The sequence below is a fragment of the Nostoc sp. NMS4 genome, assembly GCF_017115095.1.
Classification (GTDB): Bacteria; Cyanobacteriota; Cyanobacteriia; order Cyanobacteriales; family Nostocaceae; genus Nostoc.
On sequence record NZ_JABXKI010000357.1, the window covers coordinates 1 to 3,567 of the forward strand.

Here is a 3,567-nt window from a genome sequence, read left to right on the forward strand (position 1 = left end):
AGACTCTTCGCCCCCCTTTTTAAGGGGGGTTGGGGGGATCTAAGACTTTGAAAACACGCCCTAGTATCAAGTTATTTCTGATAGTGGTGGGATGACGTTATTAATCCCATTACCAGCAGAACCGCTAATTGCATAACGGTATTCGGGAATTGGATACCCAGCCTCGCCAAAGGTTTCCCGGATAGCTTTATTAACGTCGAAGTAAACCTGCCAATAGTGATCGTTATTGCAATAGGGACGTACTGCAAGTACAGGCCCGGCAAAATTAAAATCCAGAATTTCTATATCTGGTGCTGGATTTTGGAGGACATTAGGAATTTGGCTAATTTTCGCTTTCAAAAGTGCGATCGCTTCGTTATGTTTGACATCATGATGGATTTGAGCCACTAAATCAACCCGACGGTAAGGGTTGGTGGAATAATTCTGGATATTATCAGCAAAGATTTTATTATTAGCGACAATCGTAAACACGTTATCAGGTGTATTAATACCGGTTGTAAACAATCCAATTTCGGCAACAGTGCCTGTGACACCTGCGGTGGTAATGAAATCACCAACTTTGAATGGTCGAAAAACGATTAAAAATGCTCCGGCTGCAAAGTTGGCTAGTAATCCTCCCCAAGCTGCACCAATTGCAATGCCAGCCCCTGCTAACAATGCCGCAAAGGAAGTTGTTTCAACCCCAAAGAAGCCAAGAATTGCTACAACTAGAACAATTCTCAACGTCACGCCGATGATATTCAGAAGATAGTTAATCAGTGTTGGATCAACGTTTTGGCCTCGGAAAGCACGTCGTACTAGCTTCAATCCAAAATCAATTAAGCGTTGAGCAATTAGCCAAAGAGCAATCGCACCTAAAATTTTCAGTCCAAACAGAGTTAAAAGTTGACTAGCAACTAGGCTAATTTGTTTGAAATCCATAATTTTTTCTGTGTGAATTATTAAACACAATAAACATACAAGAAATTAAATCAAAATCATGTATCAATACTTTTTTTTTAATTTTTGCTGTACTGTGCAGCAAAATAGCAACACACATTTAAATAAATTAAAAATTCCATAGGTACATTTTGCTCGGTATGATATTTAATCTGCAAGCATTTACCTAGTAATAACCAGCTATGACCCAGAACTACCGCATTACTCTACTCCCCGGCGATGGCATTGGCCCTGAAATTATGACAGTGGCGGTAGATGTGCTGAAAGTCGTTGGGAAGCAATTTGATATTAAGTTTGAGTTTCAAGAAGCCCTCATCGGTGGTGCAGCCATTGATGCCACAGGGGAACCCCTACCATCTGCTACTCTAGAGACTTGCCGTAATAGTGATGCTGTGTTGCTCGCTGCGATTGGTGGTTATAAGTGGGATTCTCTGCCATCCAATTTACGCCCAGAAGCAGGTTTGTTAGGGCTACGTGCTGGTTTAGGATTATTTGCCAATTTGCGCCCAGCGAAAATTTTGCCCCAGTTAATTGATGCCTCAACTTTGAAACGCGAAATTGTGGAAGGCGTGGATATTATGGTGGTGCGCGAACTCACTGGTGGCATTTACTTTGGTAAACCTAAAGGGATTTTTGCTACAGAAACCGGTGAAAAACGCGGTGTAAATACAATGGTTTACACCGAATCAGAAATTGAACGGATTGGACGGGTGGCGTTTGAAGCAGCAAAAAAACGCGGTGGAAAACTTTGTTCGGTGGATAAGGCAAACGTATTAGAAGTATCTCAGTTGTGGCGCGATCGCATCACTCAACTTTCTCAAGAATATCCAGAGATCGAACTCTCTCATTTATATGTAGATAATGCTGCTATGCAGTTAGTACGCGCTCCCAAGCAGTTCGACACCATCGTTACGGGCAATTTGTTTGGTGATATTCTCTCTGATGCGGCTGCCATGCTCACGGGTAGTATTGGGATGTTACCTTCAGCTAGTTTAGGGGCTTCTGGGCCTGGTGTATTTGAACCAGTTCATGGTTCCGCCCCAGATATTGCCGGACTTGATAAGGCAAATCCTCTCGCACAGGTTTTGAGTGCCGCGATGATGTTACGCTACGGTTTAGACCAACCAGAAGCAGCAGATCGCATCGAACAAGCCGTATTGCAAGTTTTAGAGCAGGGCGATCGCACAGGGGATATAATTTCTCCAGGAAAAAATCTCCTGGGTTGCCGCGCTATGGGAGACTCACTCATTAAGGCTATCGAACAAAAATAATTTTATAGAGCAACTTGGGCAACTTGGCAACCTTTGCTATAAGTTTCGGGTAGACTAAAGGGAAATCTAGCAATCAAATAACAGTCGATAGTGTACGCATTACGACAAGGACAAGTAAATTTTACCGCCCCAAAGAACCAATCGCCTTTGATTGATCCCTCTGTAATCAGAGCTGCTGGGCAGATATACTATACTCACTGTGAAGTCCATCCCGAAATAGCAGGGCAACCTTCCGGTGTAGCAATTAATCGTGTGACTCATCGAGGTAAGGTTATTTTTACTAACCAGCCAGTTCTTTTACCTCAAGAGTGTTTTGTGCCTTTGAGTCAAATTGAATCACATATGTATTAGTCATTGGTCATTAGTTATTGGTCATTAGTCATTAGTCATTGGTCATTAGTTCTCAACAAAGGACAAATGACTAATGACAAAGGACAAAAGATAAACGACAAATGACACAGGACAAATGACAAAGGACAAATGACTGTATGGACATTTTGTTCGCTATCCCGGCGAGTGTAATGGTCTTTGCTTTGGGTGCATCTATTGGTAGTTTTCTCAATGTTATTGTTTATCGGCTACCTGCTGGGTTGTCAATTCTTTGGCCGCCTTCTCGTTGTCCTAAATGCTTAAACCAGCTAAAAGCTTACGACAATGTACCAGTGTTCGGCTGGATTTCTTTAAGAGGGCGGTGTCGATATTGTAAAAGCAAAATTTCTGTCCGTTATCCTGTGGTAGAAGGGGTAACGGGCATATTTTTTTTACTGATATTTTTGGTATTTCAAGTTTCGACTTTAACAATAGGCTATTGGGCTTTTTGCAGTTGGTTATTGGCGCTATCACTCATCGACTTAGATACAATGACCCTACCCAGTTCACTTACTCAGTCGGGTTTAGTGGCGGGGATTTTGTTTCAAATGGTGGTTGGTTTTCTACCAGAGGGTAGTTTTGTGGCATTGGTAAATCAGCTTATGATGGCCATAGTTGGTGCAGTATTGGGTTTATGGTTATTTGATGCGATCGCCCTATTAAGTTCAATTGCCTTTGGTAAAACTGCAATGGGTGCAGGTGATGCTAAGTTAGCAGCCATGATGGGAGCCTGGTTAGGCTGGAAATATTTACTCTTGGCTAGTTTTATTGCCTGTGCGCTGGGAGCATTAATTGGTATCGGTGTTTTGATTATGCAGCGATCGCAACAAAGGTTAGGACAAAAGATACCTTTTGGCCCTTTTTTGGCTTTAGGATCTGTGATTACCCTGTTTAGTGGCGAAGCCATTTTGTCTAGCTACCTGCGGTTATTTTTTCCAGCGTCTTGAATTGGAAGGAGATGAGGAAGTAGGGGAGCAGGGAGCAGGGG

Annotated in this window: 4 protein-coding genes; 3 read left to right on the plus strand and 1 reads right to left on the minus strand. The window is 42.5% G+C overall.

The features are described 5' to 3' along the window. Positions 1-66 precede the first annotated feature (66 nt). Positions 67-921 carry a mechanosensitive ion channel family protein gene (locus HWQ37_RS30990; RefSeq protein WP_292754473.1) on the minus strand — a complete coding sequence of 285 codons (855 nt, stop codon included), beginning with the start codon at positions 919-921 and terminating at the stop codon, positions 67-69. Positions 922-1,121: 200 nt separating this feature from the next. Here HWQ37_RS30990 and leuB point away from each other — a divergent pair, with 200 nt between their 5' ends. The 3 genes from leuB (at position 1,122) to HWQ37_RS31005 (ending at position 3,526) form a co-directional block, all read left to right on the plus strand. Next, on the plus strand, positions 1,122-2,210 hold the full coding sequence (gene leuB, locus HWQ37_RS30995) for a 3-isopropylmalate dehydrogenase (RefSeq protein ID WP_292754476.1): 1,089 nt from the start codon (positions 1,122-1,124) through the stop codon (positions 2,208-2,210). 90 nt (positions 2,211-2,300) lie between these two features. Then, positions 2,301-2,561 carry a hypothetical protein gene (locus tag HWQ37_RS31000; RefSeq protein ID WP_094347451.1) on the plus strand — a complete coding sequence of 87 codons (261 nt, stop codon included), beginning with the start codon at positions 2,301-2,303 and terminating at the stop codon, positions 2,559-2,561. 137 nt (positions 2,562-2,698) lie between these two features. Then, positions 2,699-3,526 carry a prepilin peptidase gene (locus tag HWQ37_RS31005; RefSeq protein WP_292754479.1) on the plus strand — a complete coding sequence of 276 codons (828 nt, stop codon included), beginning with the start codon at positions 2,699-2,701 and terminating at the stop codon, positions 3,524-3,526. Positions 3,527-3,567 lie beyond the last annotated feature (41 nt).